We start from the raw sequence: 25,345 nt of genomic DNA on the forward strand, positions 1-25,345 counted from the left end.
CCTTCTGTCATGGTCTCCAGCATTATTCCATCCGCGCACTTCCGGTCCCGCCCGGCAGCCGCTATAGTTGATGCTAAATGAACGTCATTCATTTAGTGCTCCCCGTCACTTTGCGGGCCGCAGAGAGGACATCATGCTGAACCTGAACCGCGACGTTGCAGTGGTGGGAGCCGGCCCGTCCGGCCTGACCGCAGCCCGTGAACTGAAGAAGGCCGGTTTCACCGTCGCCGTCATCGAGGCCCGTGACAGGGTGGGTGGCCGCACCTGGACCGACACCATCGACGGGGCCATGCTGGAAATCGGCGGCCAGTGGGTCTCGCCGGACCAGACGGTGCTCCTGGACCTGCTCGCGGAGCTCGGCCTGGAGACCTACTCCCGCTACCGGGAGGGAAAATCCGTCTATATCGGCGCGGACGGCGCTCCCGTGACCTATACGGGCGACTCCTTTCCCGTGGCGCCGGGCACCGCCGCCGAAATGGACCGGCTGATTGAACTGCTTGACGGCCTGGCGGAGGAGATCGGTGCCACCGAGCCCTGGGCGCATCCCAAGGCACGCGAACTGGACACCATCTCATTCCACCATTGGCTGCGGCAGAATTCCGCTGACGAGGAAGCCTGCAACAACATTGGCCTCTTCATCGCCGGCGGCATGCTGACCAAGCCGGCGCACGCCTTTTCCGCCCTGCAGGCGGTCCTGATGGCCGCCTCCGCCGGCTCCTTCACGCACCTCACGGATGAGGATTTCATCCTGGACAAGCGTGTGGTGGGCGGCATGCAGCAGGTTTCGCAGCTGATGGCCGCAGGCCTGGAGGGTGACGTGGTGCTGGACAGCCCGGTCCGGAGCATTAACTGGACTGCCGACAGTGCGGTGGTTGTCTCGGAGCGCGCAACAGTGAATGCGAGGTTTGTAGTCATGGCGGTTCCGCCGAACCTCTACTCCCGGGTGTCCTTTAACCCGCCGCTGCCCCGCCGCCAGCACCAGATGCACCAGCACCAGTCGCTGGGCCTGGTCATCAAGGTGCACGCCGTCTACAAAACCCCGTTCTGGCGTGCGGCCGGCCTGTCGGGCACCGGCTTCGGCGCCGGCGCCCTGGTGCAGGAGGTCTACGACAACACCAACCACGGCGACACCCGCGGCACCCTGGTGGGCTTCATCTCCGACGAGAAAGCCGACGCCGTCTTCGAGCTCAGCCCGGCGGACCGCAAAAAGGCCGTCCTGGAATCCATCGCCGCCTTTTTGGGTGACGCTGCCCTGGCGCCGGAGGTGTATTACGAATCCGACTGGGGCTCTGAGGAGTGGACGCGCGGTGCCTACGCTGCCAGCTATGACCTGGGTGGCCTGCACCGCTATGGCAAGGACCAGCTGGCTCCCGTGGGGCCCATCCACTGGTCCTCGTCAGACCTGGCCGCCGAGGGGTACCAGCACGTTGACGGGGCCATCAGGATGGGGCGCCGGACGGCACAGCTGATCGCAGAAAAAGCGAAGGTGCAGGTTGCGGCCGGCTGGTAAATAAGCATGCTTACCAATAGGCTGGCCGAAGGGGAGCGACCCCGACAGCAGACGAAGAGGTGAGGCATGACTGACGCACAGAGCATCAGCAAAGTAACCGACATCATCAACGGGTCCCACATCGGGATGTTGACCACCATCAACGGGGAGGGTGCCCTCGTCAGCCGCCCGCTGGCCGTCCAGGAAGTGCTGGACGACGGCGACATGTGGTTTTTCACGGGCCTGAACACCTCACAGGTAACGCACGTCCGGGCCGACTCCCGCGTCAACGTCTCGTTCGGAAAAAACACCGAATGGGTGTCTGTGGCAGGGACCGCCGAGGTTGTCACGGACCGCGCCAAAATCCGCGAAATGTGGAACCAGGCGGTGGAGGCGTGGTTTCCGGACGGCCCGGATACCCCTGAGGTGTGCCTGCTGCGGGTCGATTCCGATTCGGCCGAGTACTGGACCAGCCCGGGAGGCACGGCGGCCACTGTCCTGCAGTGGGTCAAGGCCAAAGTCACCAACAGCCGGATGAGCGTTGGCGAGAGCGGCACCGTGGATCTCTGAGTCCCCGCAAAAGGTGGAGCAGCGCAGGCTGCTCCACCTTTTGTCGTTTAACCGCCGGTTCAGCCGTTCGGGGAAAGAGCGGCGAGGACTGCAGGAAGGAGGACATCGTTCCGGCCCCAGACGGGGTCCAGGATTTCGACGTACCAGGAGTCGGCCAGCAGTAGGGCCAAAGCATCGTTGGTTTCCTCCGCCCAATCCCGGATCTGGTCCTCGGTGACGGGGTTTTCGCTGGAACCGAGGACGGTGGCCACATCATCGCCTGCCAGCGTGACGGGAATGGCGGCGTTGCTTGAATCGCCCGGGGCGTGCGCCACGGTAATGAATTCGCTGCGGGTGGACAGCGCCAGCAGGTCTCCAGCCGCGGCGGGGCTGCAGAACCCGGTAACGTACTGCCGCTGGGCCAGGGCGGCGCCGCTGATTCCCGGCTGGGATTCCTTCGTGAAAAGGCCGCTGCGGTTCAGGCGGGCGAGTTCCGGGGCGAGTGCGATGGTTTCAGGATCGAAGCCTGCCGCGAAGTGGCCCGGCTGGTATTTGCTGCCGCCTTCAAGCCACCGGGCCGTTAGCTCGCCAGCCCCGGCCAGGGTGGTGGCCTGGCGCCACACGCCGCGGTCCTCCAGCAGGCGGCCGAAGCGGTCATGGACTGGCATTTCCTCTGGCTTCATCCTTTGGATGCTATCCGCCCTGACGCAGTCTGATCCAGTGGCACCGACACAGCACTTAACGTCAGGCTGCGCCGGCCTGGTTCGTAGGAAGTCCGGCAGCGCGCTCCGCTGCAGCCAGTGACAACGCCAATCCGGTTACTGCGGCCGGGTAGTCGCGGTGCGGCTGTGCGCGCAATTGTTCGGCCGTCCGCATGGCCTTGATCAGTGCCGACGTTTCCGGCAACCGGACATCGGTGAGGGCCGGGTAGTCGATGCTGCAGGCGGGGTCCAGCTCATACCTGCGCCAGCGGGCCATCAGTTCATCGTGCTGGACCCTGGCGGCCTGGTTGGCGGACACCTGCAGCCTCGAGTCCCGCCGGCCGGCCCGCCAGGCCAGCAAGCGGGGGCTGAGGCGGTAGGCGGCGACGGCGGCCCCAACACCGGCGGCACCGAGGATCAGGCCGGCCCACGGCCAGGCCAGGGTGGGAATGAGCAGTGCCGGAACGGCAACGGCGGCGCCCAGGAAGAGGTCCCAGAACAGCTGGTCGGAGCGCTCCGGACCGGTGCCTGCAGGGGCGAGGGACCGCCGCCGGACCAAATAGACAGTGCCCGCAACACTGACCACCAAAACCGCCCCGCAGAGGAGCAGGAGGAGTCCCTCGGAGAAGGCTTCCATCACGGCCGACATCCTGAACCTCCAGCGGTTACCGCCCGGGCCAAGGGTTTCCCAGGCTTGTCTTCCCATTAAATTGGGTTCCGGCGCCGGGGTCAATGCCGCGTACCGTGGAGTCATGAGACTGAAAATGTGCAGCATCCATGTGCAGGACCCGGCGACGGCCCACACCTTTTACACGGACACCCTGGGTTTCGAAACCCTGATGGCCATGCCCGAATACAACCTGTTCATCGTCAAGGATCCCGGTGCCGGCGCAGGCGCCGCCGGGCTGCTGCTGGAACCCAGCGACAACCCGATCGGCGCCAATTACATGAACGCCCTGCACAACGCCGGCCTGCCGGCAATTGTCTTCGGCGTCCCCGACGTCCAGGCCGAGTACCAGCGGCTGCTGGCGGCCGGGGTGAGCTTCCGCGGCGAACCCACCGAGGATCCCTCAGGCATCAGCGCCGTGTTCGACGACGGGTGCGGCAACTACGTGCAGTTGCACCAGGACTGAGCGGCCCGGAGGCGCTACTCCGCCTGGGCGCGGGCCTTCTTCGCGTCCTTCTTGGCGGCGTCGTCCTTGACCCGCTGGGCGTCGGCGCGGACGGCAGCGTGCGTGGCGCGCTCGGTGACCAGCCAGGCCGGCGGAGCCTGCAGCAGCGCGGTGATTTCCGCCGTCGTGAGCGCTTCTTCAACGCCGCCGCGGGCCAGGCCGCTGATGGAGACGTTCAGTTTCTGGGCCACCACGGGGCGCGGGTGCGGGCCGGTGCGGCGGAGCTCGGCCAGCCACTCCGGCGGGTTGGCCTGGAGCTCGGCGAAATCCGCGCGGGAGATGGTTGAATCCTGGAACTCCTGGGGTGTTGCAGGCAGGTAGATGCCAAGTTTCTTGGCAACGGTGGCCGGCTTCATGGACTGGGAGTTTGCAGAGGTCATGCTTCAAGGGTATCCGGGCGGGCGGTACTGTGAAGACGTGCCCACCGAGAACACCCCCCAGACAGACGCAGTCCCCGCCGATTCCGCGGAACAGGACGCGTCAGCGGAAGCGCCGCGGGAACTCCGGATCGCGTACGTGCCGGGAGTCACGCCGGGCAAATGGATCCGCCGCTGGGAAGAACGGATGCCCGGCGTACCGTTGCAGGCGTTTATGACCGACGGCGGTCCCGGCGGCCAGGCGGTCCGGGACGGGTCCGCGGACCTGGCCTTTGTCCGGCTGCCGGTGGACCGCGAAGGGTTCAACGTCATTTCCCTGTACGAGGAGCTGCCGGTCGTGGTGGCGCCGAAGGGGCACGAAATTTCGGTGTTCGACGAAGTGGCGCTGGCGGACCTGGACGCGGAAACCTTCCTGGACGTTGCGGCATTGGGCGGTGCCGAAGCGGCCCTGCAGGTGGTGGCTTCCGGCGCCGGCCTGGTGATCCTGCCCATGTCCGTGGCCCGGCACTTTAACGTCAAGGACACCGTGGCCCGGCGGCTCACCGGCGCCCCTGAATCGGGAATTGCCCTGGTCTGGCCCATCGACGGCACGGATCCGGTCATCGAGGAGTTCATCGGCATCGTCCGCGGGCGGACGGCGCAAAGCTCCCGCCAGCCCTCCGCCCAGCCCGTCAAGGAAAAGAAGGAGCCCAAACCGGACCGGCGCGGCACAGGTGCCAAAAAGGCCCCCAAGGTGGCCCAGCGGTACGCGCCAAACCCGGATAAGGGCCGCGGCAAGGGCTCGCGGAAAAAGGGCAAGCGGTAGGTTCCGCTCATTCCGCCGCCGTGATGCGGTCCGCCGCGGCGAGGTTTGTGGCGCCGGCCCGGGGCAATGAGGGCCGTTCACTTGCATCATTGATGCTAAGCATGCTTATTGTGTAGGGGTAGCCATGCGTGACGGGTGACCCCCCGCGCTTCGCCACCTACAGGAAGGCGTGCCGATGACCAGCAACCTCGACCCGGATGCCCGGAGCAGTTACCGCCTGATCAGCTTGGCCGCCCGGATGGTGCAGCGACGCCAGGATGACGCGCTGGCTCCCTTGGGGCTGACCCGCGCCGCTGTCATCGCGCTTGAAGGACTGGCGGCCGGGCCGCTCAACCAGGAGCAGCTCGCGGATGCCATCCGCGTCCAGAGCCAGACCCTGGGCCGGGTCCTCAGCAGGCTGGAATCCACCGGCCACATTGTCCGGAACCGCCACGCCGCGGACCGGCGGCAGATGATTGTGGAGCTGACCGGGGCTGGCCGGGACGCCCTGGAATCTGCACGGGAAGCGGAAATAAACGCGTATCCCAACGATCCGGACATCGGCTGGAAGGTCCTGCACGCCGAGCTGGCTAAATTTGTCCGCGCCCTGCCAGCCGGCAGGGACCGTGAAGTGGTCCCGTTTACCGTTCCGGGGAACCGGAAGGATCACCGGGCCGGCGCTGAGCACCGCAACCCGCACCGGCCCGGCCGTGGCACCGGTCGTGATGCCGGCCGTAGCACCGGCGAGTGGGGGCCGGGCAGGCCGGGGGCCTGAGCGGGATTCCAGTTGCCCGAGCGCAGTTGCGGCCCTTCCGGGCTAGGCGCAGGCGTCCTGCAGCGCCTGGACGGACTCGGCCGGCACCTGGTCTCCGGCCTCCGCGATCCGGCCCAGCGGCGTCGTAATGTCCTCTGCCACTCCGGCAGACCGGGCAGCGGAAACCAGGCTGCCCAGCACTTCCCGGTCCTGGGCAGTGACCAGCCCGTCCTGGACCACGGCGCAGATCTGCCGGTTGACCTCCTCCGCGGCCGCCGAGGCCACCTGGGAAGCGGCATCGCTGGCAGCGTTTCCCGCGGCCTCCTCGACGGCGCCGCAACCGGCCACCAGGAGCAGCAGCGGGGTGGCGAGGAGGGCGGCGGCATGTCGGTTCATGCCTTCAGTTTAGGCGGGGGCGCCGGGCTGCCGCTTCCTAGCGTCCGCTGGCTGCCGGCACGCCAAGGACGCTGTCCAACAGGGTGTTGCGGAATTTTCCGTCGGGATCATGTGCTGCAGCCAGCGACCGGAACTCGGCAAACTTCGGATACAGGTCTTCCCAGTCATGGCTTGACGGCGTGAAGAGCTTGCCCCAGTGCGGCCTGGCGCCGAACGGGCGCAGCGCGTCTTCCAGGTCCGGCAGCAACGCCTCCACCTCCTGCTGCAGCGGTTTCCACGTGAAGTGCAGGGCAACGCTCCGCTGGCGGTAAAACGGGCTGAGCCAGAAGTCATCGGCCGCACCCGTGCGGATCTCGGAGACGAACAGCAGCGGTGCCAGCCGGCCGGCCAGGCCGCGGACGGCCTGCAGGGCAGCGGGTGCAAGCTCCAGCGGAAGGATGAATTCGCTCTGCAGTTCCTCGCCGTTGCTGGGCGTAAATTCGTGGCGGAAATGCGGGAGCCGGTCGAGCCAGGGCCCCGGTACGTCCAGCTGTTCCGTGCAGTTCTCCGCGGACATGTCGGGGAGGGGGTGCCGGGAGCGGGTGGCGGCAGTGGCGCCGAAGAGATCCGGCAACGGCGGCTCGGCGGCGAGGGCCTTGAGCCATACCTGGTTGATGGTCCCACCTGCGTAGTCGGTGAACAGGCTGACGCTGTAAGCGCTCGAGACGATGGCGGGGAACTCCGCCAGGGCCCGGTCCCACGGCAGGTCCTCCAGGACGCGCTGGCGCATCTGGTACGCCGGCCGGACGGACAGTTCCAGGCCCGTCACGATCCCCAAGGCGCCCAGGCCCACAACGCTGGCCATGAATTGGTCGCCGTCCGCCCTGGCAAGCGTGACCTGCTCGCCGGAGGGCCGCACCAGGTCGATGGACTCCACGGCGCCTGCCAGTGACTGGTTGTCCACCCCGGAGCCGTGCGTGCCTGTCTGCACTGCACCCGCCACGGAAATGTGGGGCAGGGACGCAAGGTTGTGGATGGCCGCGCCTGACTCCGCGAGAGTCCGGCACAGGGCGCCGTAGCTGACTCCGCCGCTGACGTGGACCGTGCCGCGCGCCGAGTCGAGCTCAATGTGCTGGGGCAGGGCGTCCAGGAGCACATGCACGCCGTCGGTGTCACCCACGCGGTTGAAGGAGTGCCGGGAACCCAGGGCCTTGATTTTGCCGGCCCGTCCCACCATGGCCGCCAGTTCCGCCACCGATTCCGGCCGGAGCACGTCCGCCGAGCCGTATTCGAGGTTCCCTGCCCAATTCTTCATATTGCGTGGCTTCCCGTCCGGGGTTGAATTCGTTTCCTCCACTGTCAGCGCTAACAAATTTGCTGTCAAGGCTCGTCCAGGGTGCAACCGCCCGTCAGGAAGCTGTTGCTGATGTGGGGTGGTGCCTTGATTTCCAACGTTATAGATTTGTCGGATGACACTTGCGCAGACGCCACCGATGGGCTGGAACAGCTGGGACTGCTTCGGCACGTCCGTCACCGAGGATGAGGTCCTGGCAAACGCGGCCTTTATGGCCGAACATCTTTTGCCGCACGGCTGGGACACCGTGGTGGTGGATATCCAGTGGTACGAACCGGCGGCCCGGGCGGGCGGCTACAACGACGGTGCCGTCCTGGAACTCGACGCCTACGGCCGGCAGCTTCCGGCCGTGAACAGGTTTCCTTCGTCCGCCGGCGGGCTGGGGTTCAAGCCGCTGGCGGACCGGATCCATGGCATGGGCCTCAAGTTTGGCCTGCACATTATGCGCGGCATCCCGCGGCAGGCCGTCCGGGACCGGCTCCCCGTTGAGGGAACGCAGGTCACGGCGGACCAGGTGGCCGACACGGGATCCTCTTGCGAATGGAACACCGACAACTTCGGCCTGGATCACGGCAAGCCGGGCGCCCAGGCCTACTACGACTCCCAACTGCGCCTTTTTGCCGCCTGGGGTGTGGACTTTGTTAAGGCCGACGACATGCTCGGCCCGTACTTTGCGGAGGAAATCGCCGCGTACCAGCTGGCCATCGGGCGCAGCGGCCGGGATATGGTGCTGAGCCTTTCACCGGGCAAGGCGCTGTCGTTGGCGCGGCTGGAGCACCTGCGGGCCAACGCCCAGATGTGGCGGGTTTCCGACGATTTGTGGGACATCTGGGACGACGTCGAAGCCCAGTTCGCCCGGCTGGCGCGGTGGGCGCCGCACCAGCAGCCCGGACATTGGGCGGATGCGGACATGCTGCCAGTAGGTAACATCGCGCTTCGCGCCGAGCGTGGCCAGGAACGGCTCAGCCGCCTGACGCGCGACGAACAGCGCACCATGCTCTCGCTCTGGTGCATTGCCCGCTCCCCGCTGATGCTGGGCTGCGACCTGCCGTCCTCTCCGCCGGAGACCCTGGAACTGCTGACCAACGCGGACCTCCTGGCCGCCCTCAAGGACAGCCACAACAACCGTGAACTGCTGCGGGACGGGGACCTGGTGGTCTGGGCGGCGGACAGCACGACGGCGGACGGCGGCTTTGTGGCGCTGTTCAACACCGGGACCGGCGCCGCAACACACATCATGCCGTTGGCCGACCTGGGGCTTTCAGTCCTCCCGGATGCCGGCGCGTGGCGGCTCCGGGAGGCCTGGAGCGGGCAGGAGGCAGGCGCTGCCGCCGTGGACGGGATGCCCGCACTCGCGGTGGACCTGCCGCCGCACGGGGTGCAGTTCTTCAGCTGCTTCCGCGGCTAGGACAACCCGTCCGCCAGGGTGCTGTCGGGTTCTGCACCATCAATCGGCTCGGCCCGGCTGCCGGACCCGCACTTCCGGGGTGTGGCCACCGCGCCGGTTGGTTTGATGGTGCAAAACCCGCCAGGCGGAAGCTCTAGCTGGTGCGGGGCGGCGGTACCCTCCGGCTGCCGGTGGCCTCGAACGCGGCCGCCAGGTTCAGCAGGGCGTTGTCGGTGTAGGCGCGGCCGGCGAACGTGAGGCCCACCGGCATGGCGATGTCTGCAGCGAGGCCCATGGGCACGGTGACTGTTGGAATGCCAAGGTGCCGTGGCACCAGGTTCCCGTTGGCCACCCACACGCCGTTGCGCCAGGCCTGGTCGGCTGAGTCCTGGTTTATGTCGGCATCGGCCGGGCCCACATCCGCGACGGCGGGAAACACCACGGCGTCCAGGCCCAGGCCGTCCATCCACTCCTCCAGGTCAACGCGCCGGGTCTCCTCCAGTCCGGCCAGCCCGTCCGCGAGTTCCGGCATCCCGTCGAGGGTGGGAACCCCGTGGGCGCGGATCCAGGCAGGGTAGTCGCTGATATCGTCGTCGAACCCGTCGTAGCGGTCCGGGAGGGAGCCGTCCGGGGCGGGGAAGATCATGGCTCCGTCCACCTGCGCCAGCGTGTTGAGGCGCGGATCGGCGTTGGCCGCCAGGAAGTCGTGCCAGGCCCAGGCCGAAAGGTCCACGATCTCTCTGCGGAGGTAGGCGGCGGAGACCAGGCCCCGGGTGCCGAGCGTGGGGGCGCCGGGCCGGTCGCCCTCGTAGTTGGAGACCACCGGGAAGTCGACGTCCACAACCTCGGCCCCCGCGGCTTCCAGGCTTTTAAGGGCAGCGCTCCACAAGTCGATGATGGACTGCCGGGTGTGGATGCGTTGGCCGGTGGGGCCGCCGATGCCCGGCGCAGGTGCCGTGCCGGCGTCGGGATCCGCGTTGATGTACATCCGCGGGATGCCCAGCCGTTTACCGGCCAGGATCCCTGCCGCCGCGGCAGGGTCGGCAACGGCCAGGTCCGGGTACGACGGCGGCCGGACGGCAGATGCCGCGGGGATGGGGATCCATGGCTGGACGCGCCAGAAATCGCCGCGGGTGTTCGCGTCGTCGGCCACCACAACGTCAAGGACCTCGAGGAGGTCGGCCATGGAACGGGTGTGGGGGACCACCACGTCCATGGTGGGGACCAGGGGCCAGTTGCCGCGCACGGAGATCACTCCCCGGGAGGGGGTGTAGGCGCACAGGCCACTGTTCGACGCCGGCGCGCGGCCGGATGACCAGGTTTCCTCGGCCAGCCCGAACGCCGCAAAGCTGGCGGCCGTTGCCGTGCCGGAACCGTTTGACGAGCCGGAGGCGAAAGCGGCCGGGAGGTAGTCGGCGTTGTAGGGGGACTCGGCCCGGCCGTAGGCGCCGCGCTGCATACCGCCGTTGGCCATGGGCGGCATGTTGGTCAGGCCAATCAGGACGGCGCCCGCCGCCCGGAGCCGCTCGATGGTGAAGGCATCCTGTTGCGCCACGAGGTCCTTGAACGCCGGGGATCCGGCGGCCACGGTCAGGCCCCGAACCTTGTAGCTGTCCTTGGCGGTGTAGGGAATGCCGTCCAGTGGGCCCAACGTTTCCCCGGCTGCCCGGCGGGCATCCGACGCCCTGGCTTCCGCAACTGCTTCGGGGTTCAGCACCACCATGGCATTGAGGCGTATGCCTGAGGAGTCATATGTCTGAATTCGCTCAAGGTACTGCCGGACCAGGGCTTGGCTGGTGGTGGCGCCGGTCTCCAGGGCCTGCCGGAGCTCCCTGATTCCCGCTTCCACAACGGAGAACGCAGCTTCTTCGCCGTCCTTCCCGATGCTGGCCGGCGTCATGCCGATGGCTCCTGGGGTGCCGGCTGCTGCTGGGTGATGCAGTGGATGCCGCCGCCGAAAGCGAAGATGTCGCGCGCGTCCACCAGTTCCACTGCCCGTCCCGGGTAGGCGCGGGCCAGGATGCCGGCCGCGATGGAATCGTTGGCATCGTCGAACCCGCACAGGACCACTACTCCGTTCGCGACGTAGTGGTTGATGTACGACCAGTCCACAAAACCCTCGTCATCCGTGAGGACAGTGGGGGCGGGGACGTCAATGATGCGCAGCGGCCTGCCCTGGGCGTCCAGCTTCCCCGCAAGGGCGGCGCGGACTTCCTGGTACACGGCGTAATCAGGGTGGGAGGGATCCTGCTGCTGGTGCAGCAGTATGGTACCGGGGCCGGCGAAGGCAGCCACGATGTCCACGTGGCCGCGGGTGCCAAATTCGCCGTAGTCCCGGGTGAGGCCGCGGGGGAGCCAGATCGCCGTTGTGGTGCCCAGGGCCGCGTGGATTTCCGCCTCCACGGATTCCCGGGTGGCGCCAGGGTTCCGGTGCGGGTCCAGTTGGACGGTCTCGGTCAGCAGGACGGTCCCGGCGCCGTCCACGTGGAATCCGCCGCCCTCGTTGACCAGGGTGCTGCTGCGCACGGACGTGTCCGCGAAGCCGGCCACTGACCGGGCCACATGCTGGTCGTTGTCCCATGCTGCCCAGTGCTGGGCGCCCCAGCCGTTGAACGTCCAGTCCACCGCGGCCAGGGAGCCGTCACCTTGGTGCACGAAACTGGGACCGCTGTCGCGGAGCCAGGCGTCATCCAGCTGGATTTCAACGACGTTGATGTCCGCGCCCAGCCATTCCCTCGCGGCCGTGGCGTCCCGCGGGTGTGCCACCACCGTGACCGGCTCATAGCGGGCGATGGTGTGGGCGACCGCGGTCCAGGCGGCCCTGGCTCGGTCCAGCGTGGCACTTCCGGCGGGTCCAAAAGTGTCGTTGGGGGGTGGGAATGCCATCCAGGTCCGTTGGTGGCGGGCCCACTCTGCGGGCATGAGGGTGGCTGGCTGAGCCGCGGCCGAAGGGGCGGATGGGAGGGTTGCAGTTTTCATGGCTTGGCGCAGGTCTTTCTGTGGTGGCCGTCAATAAATGAATGACATTCATTTATTATGGGGACGTCGACGTGCCCACGCAAGGGTTTAGCCAGAAGCACTTCGGGAACCTGCATCCGTCAGCCGCGGATCAATCTAGCCGGCGCTGCCGTCCACAGACGCCAGAATTGCCTGCGCCAGTTCCCTCGGCCGGGTGAACTGCGGCCAGTGCCCGGTGGGCAGGTCGACATATTCCACCTCGCGCACAAGGGCCAGCTCCGCAACGAACGGATGCCCCGCCGCCATCCATTCGCGGAGCACCGCCGACGGGAACTCGCAGGCAATGACGGTCACGGGAACCTCGTAGCGCCGGTCATCGTGCAGGCGCTGCCGGCCAAATGCCACCCCTTTTGGCTGGGGGATGGCGCGCTCCCGGAAGCTGGCGCGGATCCGGTCATCGAGATCCACCAAATCCGCGTCCTCGAAAGCGTCCCAGGGCGGAAGGGGAACGTCCGGACCTTCGGATGGCAGTTCGTCATTGATCACGCCGCCCTCGCCGAGGGGCCCGCTGTCCACATAGATGGCCCGCGCCACCAGGTCCGGCCGGGCATCGACTGCCCCGTGGATGACAGCACCACCGCCGGAGTGGCCCACCAGCACCGCCGGCCCGGACAAGGCGTCGATTGTTTCGACGACTGCATCCACGTGGTGGTGCAGTTCAATGCCCTCCCGATTGGCGGTGGGTGATTCCAGGCCGGGCAGAGTGAGGGGGTGTGGACGGTGGCCGGCGGCCTCCAGGGCCGGTGTCACCTCGTCCCACGAGGAAGCGTCCAACCAGAATCCGGGAACCAGAATGATGTCCATGACCGAACCCTACTCCAGGCCGTTGACCAACTGGACGGACACAAGGCGTCCCGTGCGGAAGCCCGGGACGGCCGTAACGGTGAAGACGAGCTCGTCCCCGTTGCGTGCCACGCCGGTGATGTCGAAGTCGCTGGCCGGCGGGCCGCCGTCGTCGGGCCCTTGGGCCGGACCGGTCAGGAGCGCCCCGTTCAGCCGCAGGATGTGGTGGTGCGCGTCGCCGGGCAGGAAGCGGACCCGCAGGATTGTGGCCCGGTTCGCCGGATCGGTGAGGACATAGGAGAACCAGCCGCCGGCGTCCCGCCAATGGAGCCCTCCGGCGCCCCCGGCCATGGTGTCTTTCCCCGCGAATTTGTGGTCCGCCTCGGGCTGCTGCTCTCCGGCTGTAACGGCATCCACCACCCGGGCTGCCCCGGCGGCGGCCCGATCCAGGGCCTGCAGACTGGCCCGCAGCTCTGCCGGTTCACCCGTAGGCCAGTACACGGTATAGCGGCAGTCGTGGATCCGGTGGAAGGGCTCCAGGATGACCGTGGCAGGCTGTCCTGCCGGATCGATGACCTCCAGCTCGGCTGCGAAGGATGGGGTGCGGCGCCGGGAGAGGGCTTCCGGATCCGGTACCACGGGCGTTCCGGCCAGTGGCTCCAACGTTCCCACGGCGACATGTCCCATGCGCTGGTCAGCGGCCTCGAATCCGGGGACGCCATCAGCGCCGCCCCGGGCTGCCAGGACCATCGGGCCGTACCGGAAGGAAACCCAGGGGGACCCATCCGGCAGCGCCTCCGCCTGGAATCCCGCGGTCAGCCGGATCCGGACCGTAGAGGTGCCGGCCCAGCGGCGGGCAAGGCGGACGTCCCCGGCCTCGGCCGGAGGGGTGGCCTGGGTACTTCCCTGCCCGCCGCCGTCGACCGTCATTGCCGTGGCCCAGCCCGGCCTGCGCAGCCGGACGGTGGCGTCCACCGGCGCAGTCGCGGTGATGGTCAGCGTGACCAGGCCGGAACCCGGAAAGTCGGTTTCGAGCCGGACCGTAAGTCCGCGCTCTGTCCAGTCCAGCGTGGATGGGATGTAGAGGTTGACCAGGAGGTCGGTGTCTGTGTGGCTGTAGATCAGCTCGCCGTAGCGGGCATGGTTCTCCAACCCGGACCCCACACAGCACCACATCGATTCCTGCGCCTTCGAATATACGCGGTAGTGCCCGGGGCGCATGGGTGTGAAGTACACCAGGCCGCCGCTGGCAGGATGCTGCGAGGACAGGATGTGGTTGTACGTGGCGCGTTCATAGAAGTCGATGGCGGCCGGGTCGCCGGAGGCCTCGAACCGCAGCTGCGCCAGCTTCAGCATGTTGTAGGTGTTGCACGTCTCCGGTCCCTGCGGTTCCTGGACCATCGATGAGAAGTCTGCTGCCGGGTGGAAATGCTCGCGGACACTGTTCCCGCCCACGGAGACCGACCGCCGGCACACCACTGACTCCCAGAAGGTGTCCACGGCCCGGGCATACGCCGGATCGCCGGTGCCCGCGGCAAGCCGCGCGTACCCCACCACCTTGGGGATCTGGGTATTGGCGTGCAGCCCGTCCAGTCGGTCCTGGTACGCCGCCAGGGGATCCAGGATGCTGCGGTGCGCGAACCGGTGCGCCTCCGCCAGGTACCGGTCATCACCCGTGAAGCCCCACAGCAAAGCGAAGGCGTCGTTCATTCCGCCGAACTCGGTCCGCAGGAGCCGTTCGAAGGCAGGCTGGTCCAGCCGGGCGGAAACGCCCAGCCACCAGTCCGCCAGGGCGGTGGCCGCCTCCAGTGCGTCCGTGAGACCGGCAAACTGATGGGCATCCAGCAGCCCGGCCAGGGTCTTGTGCAGGTTGTACAGCGGAACCCATCTGCCGTTGAGGGTGAACAGGTCCGCGTCCACCTCACCGCGGGACAGCTGGTTCCCCAGGTCCCGGCCGCCCGGAACGCCGCCCACATAACCGTCCGTTGCCGCGTCCTGGCACCGGACCAGGACCCCGACCACGTATCTGGCATTGGCCAGCAGTTCCGGGTTGCCGGTGGCGGCGAACAGCTTGGCGCAGGCGGAGAGGTAGTGGCCGCCGATGTGGCCGCCCATGCCCTCCGACTCCCAGCTGCCGTAGGGGTGGGCCGGGCTTTCCAGGCCTGCTGCCAGGAGATACGGGGCGCAGAGCCGGTCCGCGTCGAGGGACAGGACGTAGCTGACAGAGGTCTCCTGGGCCGCTTTGAAGTCGCTGTCGAGGAGGCGGACCTGGTGCGGGGGGAAGGAGCCCGGACCGGTGCGTGTGGGCGTGCTGGTTGTGGTTTTGTGTTCCGGCCTGGTGGGCACAACAATCCTTCCGTGACGAACGCCCTGCCCGGCGGTCATGTGATTGGTTTCAAACCCAAATTTATAACGTTGTAATTAGTTGTCAACAGTGGCAGTCCTTGACGGTGGCTGCTGATCGCCTCACCGCCGCCCGCGCCGGTTCTTCCCGCCGGACCGTTCCTGCTTCTCCGCCAGCCCGCGTTCGGCCGAACGCTGCGAGGTCCCGGCGGAAACCACCTTCTGGTGCCATTCCCGGTAATAGGCGCGTTGTGCCGCCACATCACTGCGGCGGGCCAGGGCCGCGAGCTCGCGCTGCATCTTCCCGTAGCTGAGCCAGCGGCGTTCGGCCAGGCTGCCGTCGGCAAGGGCGGCCTGCACAGCGCAGCCAGGCTCGGTCCGGTGGGCGCAGTCCGCAAACCGGCAGCTCCCAGCCAGCTCCGCCACGTCCCCGAACATTTCCCCTAATCCGTCGGCAGCGTCAAAAAGGCCGAAACCACGGACTCCGGGGGTGTCCATCAGGACGGCTCCGTTGGGCAGCGGGACCAGCTCCCGGGCCGTGGTGGTGTGCTTGCCCTTGAAATCCCCGGACCGCACCTCCCCGGTGTGCTGCACCTGGCTGCCTGCCAGGGCGTTGATGAGGGTCGACTTTCCGGCGCCCGAAGGCCCCAGGAGCACGATGGTGCGGCCCCCGGGCAGGTGGGACAGCAACGCGTCGATGCCGTCGCCATCTTCAGCGGAGGTGGTGACCACCTCCACGCCGGCGGCCTGGAGGATGACCTTCCCGACGACGTCGTCCGCCACGTCGGCAAGGTCCGCTTTGGTGATGATCACCAGGGGAGTGGCCCCCGAATCCCAGGCGGCCACCAGGGTCCGTTCCAGGCGGTTATGGGTCAGCGGACGGTCCACCGGCACCACCACGCCCACCACGTCCATGTTGGCGGCGAGGACCTGGGCCTCGGAGGAATCCTCGAAGGCGCGTTTTCGGCTGAGCTCTGTCAGGCGCGGCAGGATGCCGAGGATCTGGTGCGGACCGGCCCGGTTGGGCCCGGTCCACACCCAGTCCCCGGTGACGGCGGTTTCCCCGGTCAGCGGGTAGGGCAGATGGGCGGTGCCCTCCTCAGACGCCACTAAGAGGAGTGTTCGGTCCACCCGGATCACCCGGCCGCGGCCGGTGGCACCCGGCAGCGGGTTGTCCTCGAAGTGGGCTGCGGCCCGGGGGCCGTAGCCGTAGTTGATGGGGCCGCCGGAAGTTGCGGCGGTGCTGGGCAAAGGGTTGTACACGGTGGTTACCTTCGGACAAGGTCCCCTGCCACTGTCCGGCGTGGATGCCGCTGCGGGCGCCGCTCAGGCGGTGCAGGTGCGGGAGGGGAGGGAATGGTGGTTGATGGCGGGGCGCGCACGGCGCGCAACAACTGCAGTCATCAAAACCACCTCCCATCCTCCGGGGCCTGTTCGAGGCCCGTTCCTTAGTGTGCCCGCGCGGTGGCGGACGCTTTTCACTCTAGCGCCGCCCGCCGTCGTCGGCCAGCCCCTGCGGCGAAAAATCTGAGTGCACAAACGGGTGGCGCGGTTGGCGCCGCACCACCCGTTTGCGCAGGTCAGGCGCTGGTGGCATCCTGTACTTCGCCCACCAGCTCTTCGATGATGTCCTCGAGGAACAGGACGCCGGTGGTCCGGCCCTGCGCGTCGAAGACGCGGGCCACGTGCGCGCCCGTGCGCCGCATGGCGGCCAGCGCGTCCTCCAGTTCCGCCCCTGCGAACGCCGACGCCAGGCGCCGGATCCGCTTGGCCGGCACCGGCGCGTCGAACGTGCCGGGCGCCACCAGGTCCATCACGTCCTTGAGGTGCAGGTACCCTGCGGGTTCCTCGGCGCCGTCCGTGAGGATGTAGCGCGAGAAGCCGTGCCGGCCCACCGCCTGCTGGATGTCGAAGGGCGTGGCGGACTGCGGCAGGAGCACCATGTCCGCCAGCGGCACCTGGACGTCCGCCACGGTTTTGGCCGTGAACTCGAAGGCGTTGGTCAGGGCGCCCGTGGTGTCCTTCAACATGCCGTCCCGGGTGGACTGGGCCACGATGTTTGCCACCTCATCAAGTGTGTAGGCGCTGGTGGCCTCGTCCTTGGGCTCCACTTTGAACAGCCGCAGGATGGAGTTGGCAATGCCGTTAAGGGTCCAGATGACCGGTTTGAAGATCCGGGCCACCAGCACCAGCGGCGGCGCCAGGATCAGGGCCGCACGGGTGGGGACCGAGAACGAGATGTTTTTCGGCACCATCTCGCCCAGCACCACGTGCAGGAACGTGACCAGGAGCAGCGCTGCGATGAACGCGATGACGCCGATCGCTTCGCCGGAGAGTGTGGTCAGGCCCAGCGGGATCTCCAGCAGGTGGTGGATGGCAGGTTCGGAAACGTTGAGGATCACCAGGGAACAGACCGTGATGCCGAGTTGGCTCGTGGCCAGCATCAGGGTGGCGTGTTCCATGGCCCACAGCGTGGTTTTGGCGGCCTTGCTGCCGGCCTCGGCCTTGGGCTCGATCTGGGAGCGGCGCGCCGAAATGACGGCGAACTCGGCGCCCACAAAAAAGCCATTCACCGCCAGGAGGACAACAAGCCAGATGATGCCGGGAAGGTACTCACTCATGGGTCAGCTCCTGCGTGATGTCGTCGATGATTCTGTCGTGGGCGCTGCCGGCCGCTCCTGCGCCGGCCGGGGTGAACCGGAGCCGTTCCACGTGCGTGCCCACTACCCGCTCCACCCGCAGCGTGCCGGCGTCGAGCTCCACTTCATCACCGAGCTCGGGGATGCGGTCCAGCCGGTCCGTGACGAAACCGGCCACAGTGTCGTACTCCCCGCCGTCCGGGACTTCAACCCCGGTCCGGTCCAGGAGCTCGTCGGGGCGCAGCGCCGCATCAAAGGTCAGCGAGCGGCCGGTGCGGACCACACCCACCCGGGCACGGTCGTGTTCATCTTCCAGCTCGCCCACAATCTCTTCCACCAGGTCCTCCAGGGTGACGATCCCGGCGGTGCCGCCGTGTTCGTCCGACACGATGGCCACCTGCAGGCCCTGGCGCCGCAGCAGGCCCAGGAGTGTGTCCACGCCCATGGATTCGGGGACGCGGATGGGATCGATCATGAGTTGTTCAGCCCGGACGGCGGGCCGTTCGGCCAGCGCCACGGCGAAGGCCTGCTTGACGTGCAGCACCCCCACCACGTCGTCCCGGTCCCTGCCGATCACGGGGAAACGCGAGAATCCAGTGGCAGTGGCCAGGGCGACGATGTCCTCCGCCGAGTCCTGGATTCCGACGGCGGTCATCCGCACACGCGGGGTCATCACGTCCGCCGCGCTGTGCTCGGAGAACCGCAGTGTCCGGTGCAGGAGGGTTGCATGGTCCTGGTCCAGGACGCCCTCGACGGCGGAGCGGCGCACCAGGGAACTGAGCTCCTCGGCGCTGCGGGCGCCGGAGAGTTCCTCCTTGGGTTCGATGCCGAAGCTGCGGATGATGTTGTTCGCCGTGTTGTTGAACAGCAGGATCACCGGCTTGAACACGGTGGTGAACAGGGTCTGGAACGGCACCACCACCTTGGCGGTGGCCAGGGGCAGCGCAAGGGCGAAGTTCTTGGGGACCAGTTCGCCGATCACCATGGAGAAGATGGTGGCCAGGAAGATGCCGGCCACGGAGCCGACGGCCGGCACAATGGCCTCGGGTACGCCTGCCGACGTCAGGGGAGCGCTAAGCATCCGGCTGATGGCCGGTTCGAACGTGTAGCCCGTCAGCAGCGTGGTGAGCGTGATGCCCAGTTGCGCGCCGGACAGGTGCGTTGAGGTGATCCGGAGGGCTTTGATGGTGGGGCCCAGGCGTTTCTCGCCGCGGGTCTGCCGGGATTCGAGGTCGTGCCGGTCAAGGTTGACCAGCGCGAATTCCGAGGCAACGAAGAATCCGGTGCCGACAGTCAGGACGAGGCCGATGCCGAGCATGATCCATTCATACATTTCGGCGCCCCTCTCCCGTGGTGGCCGGTAATCCGGTCAGATGGCAGAGGGGCCAGGGCATGTGTGAAGGAGGGTCGTCCATGCTGCTTTCAACGCCGGGTCCGGCGGAATGGTTCCCCGGCAGGCACAGCCTGCCGGACCAGCGTGCCGGAGCAGGCGCTGCTGCTCCCGGAACGTGTGCAGTGCCATACTGGGGGCACGGGCGGGCGGAGTTTGGGGGACCTCGAAGACATGGTTTTGGATACGGAGACCCTCCGGCTCTCATTCGGCATAATGGCGCTGGCCCTCGTTGTGCTTTTTTACTTCTCCGCCTACCGGGTGACGCGCTCGCCGTACAGTGGCTGGTGGTGTGTGGCCCTGCTGTTTTTCCTGGCGGGCTCGGCGTGCTTCCTGCTGGACGGCACCGCCCACCAGGTCTGGGCCAATCCGTTGGGCAACACCCTGCTGGTGCACGGCGGCGTGGCCGTGTGGGCCGGGGCCCGTTCGCTCCGGACAGCTGCGCCGAACAAGTGGGCCTTCGCGGCAATCCCCGTGGTCACCCTGGTGGCCTCCGTCCTGGACAACCCGGCCACCAACGTGTGGTCAGGCGGCCCCGTGTTCCTGTTTGCCATGGCCCTGACCATCGGCCTGGGCTCCCGCGAACTGTGGCGCCTTGAACCGGGCTACTCCCGCGTCCGGATCCCCATGGCCACGGCTGCGGGCGGGCTGGCCCTGTTTTACTTCCTCCGCTGGGTGGCCTTCCTGCTGGAAGGCCAGAACGGCCCCACCTTCACCACCATCTTCGGCTCAGCCGTGACCACCATGATCACCATGGTGCTCCTGGTGGTGGTCTCCTTCAGCATGGCCGCCCTCAGCAGCGAACAGCAGACCCGGGCCCTGCGCGTGGTGGCCACCCGCGACGACCTGACCGGCCTGTTGAACCGGAAGGCCTTCCTGGACCTGGCCGCTGAACAGCTGTCCGACCGGGCCATCACGGGAGGCTCCGGTGCCTTGATCCTGGCCGACCTGGACCACTTCAAAGCGGTCAACGACACCTTTGGGCACGCGGCCGGGGATGTCGCACTGAAGGCCTTCGCCACCGCCTGCACGGACACCGTACGGACCACCGACCTGGCGGGGCGGTACGGCGGCGAGGAGTTTGTCATCCTTATCCCCGGTGCCAGCGCCGAACGGGCGGAGCTGATCGCCGGGGAAATCAGCCGCCGGCTGGCTGCCTCGCCCACGGTGGACGGCATGGTGATGCCCACCGTGAGCTACGGCATTTCAACGTACGACGCCGGTACCGCTGACATCGACGACGTGATCGTCACAGCGGACGCGGCGTTGTACACGGCCAAGTCGCTGGGCCGGAACCGGATTGCCCGCAGCGACCACCGCGGCCTCAGCTGACCGCAGGCTCCGGGACCGTCAAGGGAACCAGGGCTGGCCGCGCCGCGGTGCTTTCAATAGCCACGGTCCTGCCCGTCCCGGCGGCCACCAGGACCGACTCCATAACCTCCAGGACATGGTAGGCCAGCCGGCCGCCTGCCCGCGGCTCGCTGCCGGGCGGGGTGGCGGCGAGGTCCGCCAGGCCGGCGCCCCGTCCTGCGTCCACAAAGCCTGCTGACACCGGAAGCACCTCCCAGCCGGCGGCGCCCAGCGCGAAAAGCTCAACATCGCCGTCGAACCGGTTGGGATCCGGGACCACCAGCGAGCCGCGCTCGCCGTGGATTTCGAGGTTGGGCGCCTTGGTGCGCACGGCGTCGAAGCTCATCACCAGGGTGGAGATGGCACCATCGGCGTGCGTCAACATGGCTGCGACGTGCGAGTCAACGGCCACCGGAATCACCTCGCCTTCGCGGGCGCCTGAGCCGATGATGCGCTCGGTCCGGGTCCGGCTGGCGGCGCCGGTCACTGACACCACCGGGCCCAGCAGGTTCACCAGTGCACTGACGTAGTACGGGCCCATGTCCAGGAGCGGCCCGCCGCCGGGCTGGTAGTAGAAGTCCGGATTCGGATGCCAGGATTCGTGTCCCGGCGTTGCCATCATGGCCATGGCAGACACCGGCCGGCCGATCAGGCCGTCGTCGATCGCTTTCCGCGCCGTCTGGATGCCCGTGCCGAGGACGGTGTCCGGCGCGCAGCCCACCACAACGCCAGCCGCATCCGCCGCGGCCAGGACATCCTTGGCCTCGGCCAGGGTTGCCGCCAGCGGCTTCTCGCCGTAGACGCCCTTACCGGCGGCAATGGCTTGGAGCGCCACCTCGGCGTGGACGGCGGGGATGGTCAGGTTCAGCACCACATCCACCGCGGGATCCGCCAGTAGTTCCCCGACCCCGACGGCGCGGGCGCCCGGGTGGGCATCGGCCACCGCCTGTGCGCGGGCAGGATCGATGTCCGCCACGGCCACCAGGCGGATCGAGTCGTCCTTGGTAAAGGTGGCCAGGTACTGGGTGCTGATGGCGCCGCAGCCCACCATTCCGATGTTCAACGGCTTGCCCACAGCATGCCCCTTTCGATGATGGTCCGGACGTTGGTGTCCTGGAGGACTTCCACGCGGTGACCCGGTGTGCTGACGAAGATCCTGCCGGCACCCCATTGCCGGGTCCAGATGGCGGGGGAGGTCACTTCCCGCTGCCAAGGGTCCCAGGACCGGGCCTTCTGAGTGGTGGTGGCCAGGACGTCGATGTAATCGTCCGAGAGGACCCAGTACTGCTCGGTTTCGAGCTCAAAATCGGCGATGCCCTCGGTGATGGGGTGTCCAGCAGCCGCGGGGAGCATGTTCACCGTATACGGCACGTAGTTGTCTGCCTGTTCACCCTTGAGTTCGTCGGCGTGCTTGCCAGGATGGCAGGCGAATTGGCCCCCGATCAGGTGCAGGTAGTCCGAGGTGTTCCGGTAGGAATCGGCGATGCCGCCGTGCCAGCCGGCCAGCCCGGTGCCGCTTTCGACGGCCGCCCGGAGTCCCCTAAACTCATCCTGCTCAATGGTGGACATGGTCATGCACTGGACGATCAGGTCCACCCCGGCCATGTATTCCGGATCGGCATATATTTTGGCGGATTCCTCCACGCGAACGGTGTAGCCGTTTTCTTCCAGGAACGGGATGAAGAGCTCCGTGGCTTCGACGGGTTGGTGGCCGTCCCAGCCGCCGCGGACCACAAGTGCATTTTTGCTGCCGGTCATTAATATTCCTCTAACTGCATGGATCTGTCGGGATTGCTGGTGGGCTGGTTCAGACGCTGTGCCATTGCGACGACGCCCCGGCGCTGGCCTCCACAGCCGCCAGGACGCGCTGCACCTGGAGTGCGTCGGCGAAGGAGGGCTCGGGCTGCTGGCCGGCCGCAAGGGCGGTGACCAGGTCCACCACCTGGTGTGTGAAGCCGTGTTCGTAACCCAGCCCATGGCCCGTGGGCCACCAGTTACCCACGTAAGGGTGCTCGGGCTCGGTAACGATGATCCGGCGGAACCCGGCATCCGGGCCTTCGGCGGCGTCGTAATAGGACAGAACGTTGTTGTCCTCGAAGTCGAAGGCCAACGAGCCCTTGGTGCCGTTGAATTCAAGCCGCATCGCGTTCTTGCGGCCCAGTGCCATCCGGGTGGCCTCAAAGACGCCCACCGGCCCGCCGTCGAACCGTGCCGTGAAGATCGCGGCGTCGTCCACCGTGACGGTTCCCCGCGGTCCCTCGGCCGCCGTATTGCCGTGGCCACCGAGCCCCACGAGGTCTCCGCCGAGCGGACGGTCCGGGACGAACGTCTCCAGCAGCGCTGACACCCCGGTGATGTGGCGGCCCAGGATCCACTGCGCGGCGTCGACAATGTGGGCGCCAATGTCCCCGAGTGCGCCGGAGCCTGACTTCGACTTGTCCAGCCGCCAGGTCATGGGGGCGTTCGCATCGCTGAGCCAATCCTGAAGGTACTGCGCCCGGACGTGCCGGATGGTACCCAGCCTGCCTTCGGCCACCATACGCCGGGCCAGCGCGAGGGCAGGGGTCCTGCGGTAGGTGAACCCGCACATGGCGAAGATGCCGTTCCGGGCCGCGGCCGCAGCAGCCGCCGTCATTTGTTCAGCCTCGGCCACCGTATTGGCGAGGGGCTTCTCGCACAGCACGTGCTTGCCGGCGGACAGGGCGGCGATGGCAATCTCGGCGTGCGTATCGCCGGGGGTGCAGATATCGATCAGGTCAATGTCGTCGCGCTCCAGCAGCCGCTGCCAGTCAGTTTCCACCGAAGCCCAGCCCATTTTGGCTGCGGCGGCTTCGACCGAGGCTGCGCTCCGGCCGGCGACTGCTGTCAGTTCGGGCCGGAGCGGCAGGTCGAAAAAGCGGGGGGCGGTGCGCCAGGCGTGTGAGTGGGCGGCACCCATAAAGGCGTAGCCCACCATGCCAACACGCAGCGGGGATGGAGTGGTCATAGGTCCTCGTTGACTCAGGTTTCGAAACATTTCGAAAAGATGTACGCTTTTCTCTTATTGAAATCTATTACCAATAAGCTGAACCGGTCAATGCCACGGACGTCTTCTTCATTTGAGCAGCGAATGTTTTCGAAAGGTTGGTCATGGCGGAAGAGCAATCGAAGTGGACTCTGGCGCAGCTGGCCCATGAAGCGGGAGCGTCGGCCTCCACCGTCTCCAAGGTCATCAACGGCAGGCCTGACGTTTCCGCCGCGACCCGTGCCAGGGTCCTGGCAGTGCTGGACCGCACCGGCTACAGGTCTCCGGTGCAGCAGCGGCGCGCCCTGGAAGACGTTCCCGTGGTGGAAGTGGTGCTCGATTCGCTCAACTCCGCCTACACGGCTGAGGTGGTCACCGGAATCCTTGGCTACGCCGCGGACCAGGGTGTGGAGGTGCTGGTCACTGCCATCGGCGCCGGCGGCTCCCGGCCCTTGAATCCGGAACAGCGAGCCCAGCGCATTGTGGACCAGGGGCGGACCGGCCTGATCCTGGTGACGTCAGCCTTCGGCAACGGTCCACTGGACGCATTCCACCGGCGCGGGGTTCCCGTAGTGGTCATCGATCCACTCAATCCGCCGCCGGACGAGGTGGTAAGCATCGGCTCGACGGACTGGACGGGAGCCAAGGATGCCACCAGCCACCTGCTGGGCCTGGGCCACCGGCGGATCGCGTTCCTCAGCGGTCCGGAATCCATGGAGTGCAACCAGGCCAGGCTGCACGGGTACCTGGCTGCCCTGCGGGCGGCCGGGGTGGCGGTGGATGGCCGCCTGATCATCCCCGGCAGCTTCAGGACCGACGACGGCGCCAGGCGGCTGGGTGAACTGCTCCGGCTGGAGCCACGCCCCACAGCCGTTTTCGCCGCCAGCGACACGATCGCCCTCGGAGTGATGTCCGAGGCGCTGCGCCGGCAGCTCCGTGTGCCTGAGGACCTCAGCGTGGTGGGCTTTGACGGAATCCGCCAGGGCGCGGAGTCGGTACCGGCGCTGACCACCGTTGCCCAGCCCCTGCGCGAGATCGGCCGGGCCGCACTCCGGGTGGTCCTCCGCCAGGTCAAGGGCGAGGTCCCCGATTCGCGCCGGGTTGAGCTCGCCACCCGGCTGCTGGTCCGCGAATCCACCGCGGCCATCGAATAAGTCTCAGTTTGTATACACAGGTGGCGTGATTGACGGATTTCCTCGCTGCTGATGGTCGCTGTGTATACACTGAGGATATGCGTGCAAGCGAAAGGGCCTATACCGGCCTGCGGGGGGACATCCTCGACGGGCGGCTGCCTCCCGGTACAGTCCTCGCCGAGGTGGAGCAGGCCGAGCGTTTGGGCGTCTCCCGTACCCCGCTGCGCGAGGCGCTGCGCCGGTTGGCCGCCGAAGGCCTGGCCGCACCCGGCGGGCGGGGACTGGTGGTCACGGGCGTTCCGCTGGCGGCCATCGACGAACTCTTTGAGCTGCGCGAAACCCTTGAATGCCGGGCGGCGGCGCTTGCCGCTGAACGCGGGGATCCCGCCGTCTTCCGCGGCCTGCAGGAAGAGCTGCTGGCCGCGCCACTGCTGATCTCCGGTGACGTGCTTGAGCTGGCCGGGTACTACACGTTGGTGGGCAGGCTGGATACCGCCATTGATGCCGCCATTGCCAACGCCTATTTGGCCCAGGCCATGCAGGGCCTTAGGGTCCACCTGGTCCGGATCCGCCGGCTCGCGGCCGACGACGCCGGCCGGCTGACCGCCGCCGCGGCGGAACACGCCGCCATTGCCGAGGCCATTGCGGACCGCAATGCGCACCTGGCCTCGGCAGCAGTAACACTTCATCTGCACCGCAGCCTTACGCACATCAAAGCAACCCACACGTCCTAGAAGGAGTCC

General features: G+C 67.4%; 24 protein-coding genes. 9 read left to right on the forward strand and 15 right to left on the reverse strand.

What is annotated here, in order from left to right:
* Positions 1 to 133: 133 nt before the first annotated feature.
* Both ASF72_RS12925 and ASF72_RS12930 read left to right on the forward strand, forming a co-directional pair.
* Complete coding sequence (locus ASF72_RS12925; RefSeq protein ID WP_050684604.1) at positions 134 to 1,510, forward strand: flavin monoamine oxidase family protein; 1,377 nt, start codon at positions 134 to 136, stop codon at positions 1,508 to 1,510.
* Between the two features lie 66 nt (positions 1,511 to 1,576).
* On the forward strand, positions 1,577 to 2,059 hold the full coding sequence (locus ASF72_RS12930) for a pyridoxamine 5'-phosphate oxidase family protein (protein ID WP_050684605.1): 483 nt from the start codon (positions 1,577 to 1,579) through the stop codon (positions 2,057 to 2,059).
* Positions 2,060 to 2,118: 59 nt separating this feature from the next.
* Here the strand turns inward: ASF72_RS12930 and ASF72_RS12935 are convergent, their stop codons facing one another.
* Positions 2,119 to 2,721, reverse strand: coding sequence for a DUF6919 domain-containing protein (locus ASF72_RS12935; protein ID WP_050684606.1), 603 nt, complete (start codon positions 2,719 to 2,721; stop codon positions 2,119 to 2,121).
* Positions 2,722 to 2,782: 61 nt separating this feature from the next.
* Complete coding sequence (locus tag ASF72_RS12940) at positions 2,783 to 3,388, reverse strand: hypothetical protein (protein WP_050684607.1); 606 nt, start codon at positions 3,386 to 3,388, stop codon at positions 2,783 to 2,785.
* A gap of 103 nt (positions 3,389 to 3,491) precedes the next feature.
* On the opposite strand from ASF72_RS12940, the gene ASF72_RS12945 reads away from it, so the two are divergent.
* Entirely contained in the window at positions 3,492 to 3,872 is a 381-nt protein-coding gene (locus tag ASF72_RS12945) for a VOC family protein (protein ID WP_050684608.1), read from the forward strand.
* A gap of 14 nt (positions 3,873 to 3,886) precedes the next feature.
* Here ASF72_RS12945 and ASF72_RS12950 read toward each other — a convergent pair whose 3' ends face one another.
* Positions 3,887 to 4,291: a DUF5997 family protein gene (locus ASF72_RS12950; protein WP_050684609.1), complete on the reverse strand. Its 405-nt coding sequence runs from the start codon at positions 4,289 to 4,291 to the stop codon at positions 3,887 to 3,889.
* Between ASF72_RS12950 and ASF72_RS12955 the strand changes: the two genes are divergently transcribed.
* Both ASF72_RS12955 and ASF72_RS12960 read left to right on the forward strand, forming a co-directional pair.
* Complete coding sequence (locus ASF72_RS12955) at positions 4,290 to 5,093, forward strand: LysR substrate-binding domain-containing protein (RefSeq protein WP_082178205.1); 804 nt, start codon at positions 4,290 to 4,292, stop codon at positions 5,091 to 5,093. The two genes, ASF72_RS12950 and ASF72_RS12955, sit on opposite strands and share 2 nt — an antisense overlap.
* A 175-nt stretch (positions 5,094 to 5,268) precedes the next feature.
* Positions 5,269 to 5,847 (forward strand): MarR family winged helix-turn-helix transcriptional regulator, encoded by a 579-nt coding sequence (locus ASF72_RS12960; protein ID WP_056599436.1) that lies wholly within the window; start codon positions 5,269 to 5,271, stop codon positions 5,845 to 5,847.
* Positions 5,848 to 5,889: 42 nt separating this feature from the next.
* Here the strand turns inward: ASF72_RS12960 and ASF72_RS12965 are convergent, their stop codons facing one another.
* A complete protein-coding gene (locus tag ASF72_RS12965; RefSeq protein WP_056599439.1) occupies positions 5,890 to 6,222 on the reverse strand; it encodes a hypothetical protein in 333 nt (110 codons plus the stop codon).
* A gap of 37 nt (positions 6,223 to 6,259) precedes the next feature.
* Positions 6,260 to 7,516 (reverse strand): D-arabinono-1,4-lactone oxidase, encoded by a 1,257-nt coding sequence (locus ASF72_RS12970; protein WP_050684613.1) that lies wholly within the window; start codon positions 7,514 to 7,516, stop codon positions 6,260 to 6,262.
* Between the two features lie 154 nt (positions 7,517 to 7,670).
* Here ASF72_RS12970 and ASF72_RS12975 point away from each other — a divergent pair, with 154 nt between their 5' ends.
* Positions 7,671 to 8,963 carry a glycoside hydrolase family 27 protein gene (locus tag ASF72_RS12975; protein WP_056599442.1) on the forward strand — a complete coding sequence of 431 codons (1,293 nt, stop codon included), beginning with the start codon at positions 7,671 to 7,673 and terminating at the stop codon, positions 8,961 to 8,963.
* A 133-nt stretch (positions 8,964 to 9,096) separates the two neighbouring features.
* Here ASF72_RS12975 and ASF72_RS12980 read toward each other — a convergent pair whose 3' ends face one another.
* The 7 genes from ASF72_RS12980 to ASF72_RS13010 form a co-directional block, all read right to left on the reverse strand.
* Positions 9,097 to 10,842 (reverse strand): amidase, encoded by a 1,746-nt coding sequence (locus ASF72_RS12980; protein WP_056599445.1) that lies wholly within the window; start codon positions 10,840 to 10,842, stop codon positions 9,097 to 9,099.
* On the reverse strand, positions 10,839 to 11,921 hold the full coding sequence (locus tag ASF72_RS12985; protein ID WP_056599449.1) for an agmatine deiminase family protein: 1,083 nt from the start codon (positions 11,919 to 11,921) through the stop codon (positions 10,839 to 10,841). The genes ASF72_RS12980 and ASF72_RS12985 overlap by 4 nt, the downstream gene beginning before the upstream one ends.
* A 135-nt stretch (positions 11,922 to 12,056) precedes the next feature.
* A complete protein-coding gene (locus tag ASF72_RS12990; RefSeq protein WP_056599452.1) occupies positions 12,057 to 12,764 on the reverse strand; it encodes an alpha/beta fold hydrolase in 708 nt (235 codons plus the stop codon).
* A 9-nt stretch (positions 12,765 to 12,773) separates the two neighbouring features.
* Positions 12,774 to 15,089, reverse strand: a complete 2,316-nt coding sequence (locus tag ASF72_RS12995; protein ID WP_056599455.1) for a beta-L-arabinofuranosidase domain-containing protein — start codon at positions 15,087 to 15,089, stop codon at positions 12,774 to 12,776.
* Positions 15,090 to 15,209: 120 nt separating this feature from the next.
* Positions 15,210 to 16,349 carry a ribosome small subunit-dependent GTPase A gene (gene rsgA / locus ASF72_RS13000; RefSeq protein ID WP_157370979.1) on the reverse strand — a complete coding sequence of 380 codons (1,140 nt, stop codon included), beginning with the start codon at positions 16,347 to 16,349 and terminating at the stop codon, positions 15,210 to 15,212.
* A 317-nt stretch (positions 16,350 to 16,666) separates the two neighbouring features.
* Positions 16,667 to 17,707, reverse strand: a complete 1,041-nt coding sequence (locus ASF72_RS13005; RefSeq protein WP_056599458.1) for a hemolysin family protein — start codon at positions 17,705 to 17,707, stop codon at positions 16,667 to 16,669.
* The gene (locus ASF72_RS13010) at positions 17,700 to 19,058 is read right to left on the reverse strand and encodes a hemolysin family protein (protein WP_056599461.1); all 1,359 of its coding nucleotides are present in this window, start codon (positions 19,056 to 19,058) and stop codon (positions 17,700 to 17,702) included. The genes ASF72_RS13005 and ASF72_RS13010 overlap by 8 nt, the downstream gene beginning before the upstream one ends.
* 231 nt (positions 19,059 to 19,289) lie before the next feature.
* Here ASF72_RS13010 and ASF72_RS13015 point away from each other — a divergent pair, with 231 nt between their 5' ends.
* Complete coding sequence (locus ASF72_RS13015) at positions 19,290 to 20,447, forward strand: GGDEF domain-containing protein (RefSeq protein ID WP_050686901.1); 1,158 nt, start codon at positions 19,290 to 19,292, stop codon at positions 20,445 to 20,447.
* Here the strand turns inward: ASF72_RS13015 and ASF72_RS13020 are convergent.
* The 3 genes from ASF72_RS13020 to ASF72_RS13030 are packed head-to-tail and all read right to left on the reverse strand — an operon-like array spanning position 20,440 to position 23,451.
* Complete coding sequence (locus ASF72_RS13020; RefSeq protein WP_235504724.1) at positions 20,440 to 21,540, reverse strand: Gfo/Idh/MocA family protein; 1,101 nt, start codon at positions 21,538 to 21,540, stop codon at positions 20,440 to 20,442. The genes ASF72_RS13015 and ASF72_RS13020 overlap by 8 nt on opposite strands.
* The gene (locus tag ASF72_RS13025; RefSeq protein WP_056599464.1) at positions 21,525 to 22,223 is read right to left on the reverse strand and encodes a ThuA domain-containing protein; all 699 of its coding nucleotides are present in this window, start codon (positions 22,221 to 22,223) and stop codon (positions 21,525 to 21,527) included. Before ASF72_RS13025 ends, ASF72_RS13020 begins: the two co-directional genes overlap by 16 nt.
* A gap of 49 nt (positions 22,224 to 22,272) precedes the next feature.
* The gene (locus tag ASF72_RS13030) at positions 22,273 to 23,451 is read right to left on the reverse strand and encodes a Gfo/Idh/MocA family protein (RefSeq protein ID WP_056599468.1); all 1,179 of its coding nucleotides are present in this window, start codon (positions 23,449 to 23,451) and stop codon (positions 22,273 to 22,275) included.
* Positions 23,452 to 23,594: 143 nt separating this feature from the next.
* On the opposite strand from ASF72_RS13030, the gene ASF72_RS13035 reads away from it, so the two are divergent.
* Together ASF72_RS13035 and ASF72_RS13040 are read left to right on the forward strand one after the other, a co-directional pair.
* Complete coding sequence (locus ASF72_RS13035) at positions 23,595 to 24,623, forward strand: LacI family DNA-binding transcriptional regulator (RefSeq protein ID WP_056599471.1); 1,029 nt, start codon at positions 23,595 to 23,597, stop codon at positions 24,621 to 24,623.
* Between the two features lie 77 nt (positions 24,624 to 24,700).
* Entirely contained in the window at positions 24,701 to 25,336 is a 636-nt protein-coding gene (locus tag ASF72_RS13040; RefSeq protein WP_050686893.1) for a GntR family transcriptional regulator, read from the forward strand.
* The last annotated feature ends 9 nt before the right edge of the window (positions 25,337 to 25,345 follow it).

The sequence above is a fragment of the Arthrobacter sp. Leaf141 genome (assembly GCF_001424565.1).
Taxonomy (GTDB): Bacteria; Actinomycetota; Actinomycetes; order Actinomycetales; family Micrococcaceae; genus Arthrobacter.

Coding starts and splice junctions, on each gene's coding strand:
- ASF72_RS12965 (WP_056599439.1), bottom strand. CDS start 6,222: ATGAACCGACATGCCGCCGCCCTCCTCGCCACCCCGCTGCTGCTCCTG.
- ASF72_RS12930 (WP_050684605.1), top strand. CDS start 1,577: ATGACTGACGCACAGAGCATCAGCAAAGTAACCGACATCATCAACGGG.
- ASF72_RS12940 (WP_050684607.1), bottom strand. CDS start 3,388: ATGTCGGCCGTGATGGAAGCCTTCTCCGAGGGACTCCTCCTGCTCCTC.
- ASF72_RS12935 (WP_050684606.1), bottom strand. CDS start 2,721: ATGAAGCCAGAGGAAATGCCAGTCCATGACCGCTTCGGCCGCCTGCTG.
- ASF72_RS12960 (WP_056599436.1), top strand. CDS start 5,269: ATGACCAGCAACCTCGACCCGGATGCCCGGAGCAGTTACCGCCTGATC.
- ASF72_RS13030 (WP_056599468.1), bottom strand. CDS start 23,451: ATGACCACTCCATCCCCGCTGCGTGTTGGCATGGTGGGCTACGCCTTT.
- ASF72_RS12925 (WP_050684604.1), top strand. CDS start 134: ATGCTGAACCTGAACCGCGACGTTGCAGTGGTGGGAGCCGGCCCGTCC.
- ASF72_RS13040 (WP_050686893.1), top strand. CDS start 24,701: ATGCGTGCAAGCGAAAGGGCCTATACCGGCCTGCGGGGGGACATCCTC.
- ASF72_RS12970 (WP_050684613.1), bottom strand. CDS start 7,516: ATGAAGAATTGGGCAGGGAACCTCGAATACGGCTCGGCGGACGTGCTC.
- ASF72_RS13010 (WP_056599461.1), bottom strand. CDS start 19,058: ATGTATGAATGGATCATGCTCGGCATCGGCCTCGTCCTGACTGTCGGC.
- ASF72_RS13035 (WP_056599471.1), top strand. CDS start 23,595: ATGGCGGAAGAGCAATCGAAGTGGACTCTGGCGCAGCTGGCCCATGAA.
- ASF72_RS12990 (WP_056599452.1), bottom strand. CDS start 12,764: ATGGACATCATTCTGGTTCCCGGATTCTGGTTGGACGCTTCCTCGTGG.
- ASF72_RS12985 (WP_056599449.1), bottom strand. CDS start 11,921: ATGAAAACTGCAACCCTCCCATCCGCCCCTTCGGCCGCGGCTCAGCCA.
- ASF72_RS12945 (WP_050684608.1), top strand. CDS start 3,492: ATGAGACTGAAAATGTGCAGCATCCATGTGCAGGACCCGGCGACGGCC.
- ASF72_RS13005 (WP_056599458.1), bottom strand. CDS start 17,707: ATGAGTGAGTACCTTCCCGGCATCATCTGGCTTGTTGTCCTCCTGGCG.
- ASF72_RS12980 (WP_056599445.1), bottom strand. CDS start 10,842: ATGACGCCGGCCAGCATCGGGAAGGACGGCGAAGAAGCTGCGTTCTCC.
- ASF72_RS13025 (WP_056599464.1), bottom strand. CDS start 22,223: ATGACCGGCAGCAAAAATGCACTTGTGGTCCGCGGCGGCTGGGACGGC.
- ASF72_RS12950 (WP_050684609.1), bottom strand. CDS start 4,291: ATGACCTCTGCAAACTCCCAGTCCATGAAGCCGGCCACCGTTGCCAAG.
- ASF72_RS12975 (WP_056599442.1), top strand. CDS start 7,671: ATGACACTTGCGCAGACGCCACCGATGGGCTGGAACAGCTGGGACTGC.
- ASF72_RS12955 (WP_082178205.1), top strand. CDS start 4,290: ATGCTTCAAGGGTATCCGGGCGGGCGGTACTGTGAAGACGTGCCCACC.
- ASF72_RS13015 (WP_050686901.1), top strand. CDS start 19,290: ATGGTTTTGGATACGGAGACCCTCCGGCTCTCATTCGGCATAATGGCG.